Source organism: Streptomyces niphimycinicus (assembly GCF_018883605.1).
Taxonomy (GTDB): Bacteria; Actinomycetota; Actinomycetes; order Streptomycetales; family Streptomycetaceae; genus Streptomyces; species Streptomyces niphimycinicus.
Window position 1 is genome coordinate 1 of the sequence record NZ_JAHLEM010000956.1, and the last position, 5,469, is coordinate 5,469.

A 5,469-nucleotide genomic window follows, 5' to 3' on the forward strand; every position below is an offset into this window, starting at 1 on the left:
GCCAGCGGGCCCGGCGGCCGCTGCGCGGGGACGGGCGCGGTGGCGCCCCGGCCGACGGGGCGGGCGCCCAGCAGGGACGGATCCTGGCCGTCGTCGGCGAACAACTCGGTGTCCACGACGCGTGGTTCCGGCCCGAAGAGGGTGGACAGGGCCGGCCGGGGCCGCCCGGTCTGAAGCGCCACGACCTCCCGCAGCACCCCGGTCAACTGATCGGCCATCTCCCGCGCGGAGGCGAAGCGGCGACCCGGGTCCGGGTCGGTGGCCCGCACCAGCAGCCGGTAGAAGGATTCATAGCGCCGGAAGACCTCGATGTGCTCGGGGTCCGGCAGGCTGTCCACGAAGACGTTCGTATAGCCCTGGAAGTCGAAGGTGAGCACGGCCAGGGTGCGCGCCACCGTGTAGAGATCGGAGGCGACCGACGGACCGGTCTCGGCGATCTCGGGGGCCTGGTAGCCGACCGTTCCGTAGATGGGGCTGTCGTGGTCGTCCATCCGCCGGACCGCGCCCATGTCGATCAGTTTGAGCTGGTCCTGCTGCTGAATGGCGTTGTCGACCTTGAAGTCGCAGTAGAGCAGATTGCGGCTGTGCAGATGGCCGAGCGCCTCCAGGGCCTCGATGCCGTAGGCGCACGCCTGCTCGACGGGGAGCGGATTGCGCCGGCCGTCGGTGGTGCGCAGGGCGTTGGCGATGTCCTTGAGGGACTTGCCGCCCACGTACTCCATGACGATATAGCCGTCGAGGCTGCCGGTGCGCTGGTCGAGATGCTCGACGAAGTTGTAGATCCGGACGATGTTGGAGTGCTCGATCTCGGCGAGGAAGCGGCGCTCGGAGACGGCGGCCGCCAGGGCCTCCTCGTCGCCCGTGTCCAGCAGGCCCTTGAGGACCACCCAGCGGTCCGACACCGCGCGGTCGATGGCCAGATAGATCCAGCCGAGCCCGCCGTGTGCCAGACAGCCCGCGACCTCGTACTGGCCGCGGACGATGTCACCGGGGTTCAACTTCGGTACGAAAGAATACGGATGACCGCATTTGGTGCAGAACCCCTCGGTGCGGCCCGGCCGCTCGCCGCGGGCGCGGCCCACCGGGGCACCGCAGTCCCCGCGGCTACAGAACCGCTTCCGCTCGGGGACCTCGGGGTCCGCGAGCACCGCCGTCCGCGGATCGGGACGCGGCACATCCGGGACGCTGACCAGACCGGCGCCCAGTGCGTTCCGCCCCGAGGAGGCCGAGGTGGCGGAGCGGGAGCTGCGCACCGAGACCGAACGCGACGAGGTCCGCCCGGACAGGGAGCGGGACAGCCGCCCGGACACCGAGCGCCGGGACGAGGAGGAGCGTGCCGAACGCGACCGGCTCGAGGCACCGGACGAGGAGTCCCGGCCGGAGCCATGGCCGGACAGCGGGGAGGAGCCTTGGCCGGACGACAGGGCGGAGCCCCTGACCGACGACGAGGATCCGCCGCCCGACGACGAGGAGCTCCCGGCGGACGACGAGGAGCCCCCGGCCGGTCCGCCCTGCCCGGTGATCCCGGTGGGCGGTGAGGCCACCAGCCCCTGCGGTGAGACGACCGGGGCCATACCGCAGACATCGCAGTACAGCTCACCTCCGCCCACGTCCTCGTAGGACCCGCCGCAGTCACGCCGCTGGCAGGCGGCGACCGCCGCAGTCATTTCGTGCCTCCCTCGATACCTTCGTCGGCCGGGCCCGTCTGGCGTGGCACCAGGGCCTCGGCCGCCGCCTGCTGATAGCGCAGCACGGCCTGCTCGGCCACCCGCAGATCACACGGGGCGCTCCACAGCATCCGGCGGGCCACGTCATACCGCTCCACCAGCATCGAGTCCTCCGCCATGCCATGGCGGGCGACCTTCGCCTTGTACGCGTCGAGACGGCCGCGCAGCTCCGCGCGGACCGCCAGCGGCGCGGTGACCGCGGTCAACGACTCGCGGGCCCGCAGCAATTCGTCGTCGGCGCGCTGCTCCAGGCTCTCCAGCAGCGGCGAGAGCCGGTGCCACTGGGAGCGCCTGCGGTAGTCGGCGGCGGCGACCAACTGCTCGTGCAGCGCGGTCGGCGGGCCGCTGACGGCCGGGACCTCGGACGCCGCGATCTTCGCGAGCACCTCACCGCGCGCCTGGCGCGCCTCCGCCAGGGTGCGATCGGCGCGGGAGAGCACATCCCGCAGCCGCATCAGCCGCCGCTCGGCGTCCTGCCGCACATCCAGGACCGCCTCGATCTCCCGCCGCACATCCTCCAGGGCGCGGGCGGAGCGGTCATAGCGCTCGGTGTCGGGGCTGCCGCCGCCGGGCGCGGAGCTGCCGCCGGCCGGTTTCCAGAAGGCCAGCGGGTCGCAGACCACTTCGGCGCGCAGCGCGGTCAGCTCGGCGGTGATCTGCTCCAGATCGTCCCCCGAGGGGTGCTCACCGGGACGCACTCCGACGGAGTGGGCGAGCGAACGGGTGCGGTGCAGCTCGGCGGAGAGCATGTCGATCCGGGCGGGCAGCGCGGACCATACGGCGTCGGCGCTGACGATGACGCCAAGGGCCTCCGCGTACCAGCGGTTCATCCGGTCGACCAGCCGGTCCAGGCTCAGCTCCTCGCTGAGCAGGGGCGAACCGCCGAGGGTGGCGCTGCTGGGCAGGGTGATCGCGGTGCCGCACAGCAGCTCGGTGAGCTCGGTCAGCTCTTCCTGCGTCGGCCAGCGGTGACGGGAGCGCAGCTCACGGGCGCGGGTGAGGGCCTCGGAGTACGCGTCGAAGTAGCTCCAGAGGAGGGAGATGGCCTGCTCGGTGGTGGACCACCGGTCCTTGGTGACACCCGTGAGCTCGGCGCCCTCGAGGAGCCTTCTGCCCGCGTGGTCCTGGAGGGCGAGCAGTGAGGACTCGATCGCCTCGTGTTCGGCGGCGAGCTTCGCCAGCGCGCGGTCCACCTCCTCACGGCCCATGACCGGGCCGTCGGGTGCCCCCGCGAAGCTGGGGAAGGGTCCCGGGACCCCCATCGATCACCTCTCCATGTCCGTAACCATTGTGTGATCCGTTTGCAGCGTCATCCCTACGCGTGTGAGGCGGGTGCTAATCCTTGCCGGTCCGTGATCCTTGCACGTGCCCGATGTGTCCGGGTCCGGTGCTAGTCCTTGTATACGGGGGCGGGTGGTGCCGGATTCTCCTGTGCCGTGCTGAAGTCCTTGGCGAGCCACTTCTGGTAGGCCCGCATCCAGGGGCTGCCGGCACCGCCCTGGCGGTAGTTCTCCAGAACCTTGTTGACCCGGCGTACCAGGTCGTCGTCGTCCTTGTTCATCGCCACGCCGTAGAGCTCATCGGTGAATCGTGAGCCGACCAGCTTGACGGAGGGGTCCTGGGCCGCCTGGCCGGCCGCCAGCGCATTGTCGGTGATGACCGCGTCCACCTCGCCGAGTTGCAGCCTGACCAGGCAATCCAACTGGTTGGGAACGGGCTTGACCTTGATCGCGCCCAGATGCTCGGCCCCGGTGTCCGGCTTGTCCAGCTCGGCCTCGGCGGTGGAACCCTGTGCGGTGCAGACCTTCTTGCCGCGCAGGGTCTTGTTGTAGCCGGTGATGGACGAGTCGTCGGCGACCAGCACCTGCTGCCCGGCCTGGAAGTACGCGGTGGAGAACGCGACGTCCTTGATCCGGTCGCAGTTGATGGTCATGGTGCGCACCACGACGTCCACCTTGCCCTGTTGCAGGGCCTTGATGCGCTGACTGGTGGGGATGGTGCGGAAGATGACCGCGTCCGGATCGCCGAATATGTCCTCGGCTATGGCGTGCACCAGGTCGATGTCGAACCCGGTGAGGTCGCCGGTGGCCGGATCGCGGTATCCCCAGCGGTAGCTGTTCTGGTCGACGCCGGCGATCAGCTTGTTGAGCTTATGGCCGTTGACCTCACGGTTCTTGATGCGCTTGATGGCCGGGCCGCTGGCGCTCGACGGGCGCAGGCTCGCCTCGGGATCGCGGCAACTGTCCGTCGCGGCCTCGGTCTCGGCGCCGGCCCGCATCGTCTGCGGGCGCTGCGCGCCGCCCTTGCTGTCGCCGTCGCCGCCGTCGTCCATCATCGCCGGCACCGCGATGGCCGTGGCCACGCCCAGGGCGCATACCGTCACCGCGGCGGCCGATCGCAGCGATCGCATGCTTCCGCCCCCCATCGTCCTCATCGGTACTCCGACAGTCTGCGGCCTATGCCCAGCACCGCGCCCGCGGCGCCCAGCACGGCCAGCACCCCGGCGCCCAGTGCCATCGCGGTGAACGCGCCGCGTCCGTCGTCGGCGGCCTGCTGGAACTCCCGCTGCTCATGGTCGAGGGCCTCGGCCAACTGGCTGTCCACCGCGTCGAAGGACTCGCCGGTGCTGTCCTTGGCGCCGATGACCTTGGCCAGCGCCGTCTTGTAGTCGCCCCCGTCATCGGCGGCGCGGGCGGCCTTGTGCCGCACCTGCCACTCCTTGACCCGGTCGGCGGCCTTCTCCAGCGGCTCACGGCCCGCGTCGTCGTCCGCCAGGGCGCGCGCCTTGTCCAGCAGGCTGCCGTCAGCGGGACTGCCGCCGGACGACTTCCCCACGAGTGCGGACATCTGCGAGCCGTAGCTGACCTCGTAGGCGTCCTTGCCCTTGTTGGCACCGTCCTCGTCGACGACGACCGCGCCACGCGCCACCAGGGTCAGATTCTCATCGGCGCGGGCCCGCAGGGAGTCGATCCGCGCCTCGTTGAGCACCTGGAGGGACTTCGCCCCGTGGTCATTGGAGTCGCTCAGCTCGGTGCTGGCGACCGCATGGCCGACCACCAGCCACAGCATCACCACCGTGGAGGCGGCCGTGGCGGCGAGCATGCCGTGGTTGAGCACTCGGTTCGTCCGCTGGTAGTGGCGGCGCTGGGCCCATCCCAGCGCGCCCAGGGCGACCAGGCCGGTGCCGATCGCCACCCACGGCCATGCCTCGGCGTCCTCGTAGTCATCCCCGAGACGGGCGGTCTCGGCCTGGTAGAGCCTGCCCGCGGCGGGCAACAGCCGGGTGCGCATGGTGTCGTTGGCATAGCGCAGATAGGCGCCGCCCAGCGGCAGCCCCTGGCGGTTGTTGGCGCGCGCGGAGTCGACCAGGCCGGTGTAGACCGGCAGGAGCTGATTGATCTTCCGTATCTCGTCGCGGGCGGAGGCCGAGCCCCCGGTATTGGCGGCGGCGCTCACCAGCAGCTTGGAGGCGGTGTCGATGTCCCGCACATACCGCCGGCGGACCTGGGCGGGCTCCTGGCCGCCCGCCAGGAAGCCACGGGTCGCCGTGGTGTCGGCGTCGGCCAGGGAGCGGTAGATCTGTGCCGCGTCGGCGCTCAGCGGCTGGCTGCGCTCGGCCACGGCGTCCGCCGCGGTCTGCCGGTCGGAGACCTGCCAGGCCGTGACCGCGCCGAACGCGACCACCAGCGCGGCCAGCACCGCTCCGATGACGCGCAGCCGGCCGGGCTCGGTCGTCGCCGCC

Annotated in this window: 4 protein-coding genes; all 4 read right to left on the reverse strand. The window is 71.2% G+C overall.

What is annotated here, in order from left to right; translation table 11 throughout:
- The coding region (locus tag KN815_RS46070) for a serine/threonine protein kinase (protein ID WP_216347748.1) at nucleotides 1-1,667 on the reverse strand (1,667 nt) is incomplete at its 3' end.
- Complete coding sequence (locus KN815_RS46075) at nucleotides 1,664-2,989, reverse strand: coiled-coil domain-containing protein (RefSeq protein ID WP_216347749.1); 1,326 nt, start codon at nucleotides 2,987-2,989, stop codon at nucleotides 1,664-1,666. The genes KN815_RS46070 and KN815_RS46075, both read right to left, overlap by 4 nt.
- Before the next feature lie 128 nt (nucleotides 2,990-3,117).
- Nucleotides 3,118-4,161 (reverse strand): glutamate ABC transporter substrate-binding protein, encoded by a 1,044-nt coding sequence (locus tag KN815_RS46080; RefSeq protein WP_216347750.1) that lies wholly within the window; start codon nucleotides 4,159-4,161, stop codon nucleotides 3,118-3,120.
- The coding region (locus KN815_RS46085) for a GlnX family signal transduction membrane protein (protein WP_216347751.1) at nucleotides 4,158-5,469 on the reverse strand (1,312 nt) is incomplete at its 5' end. The genes KN815_RS46085 and KN815_RS46080, both read right to left, overlap by 4 nt.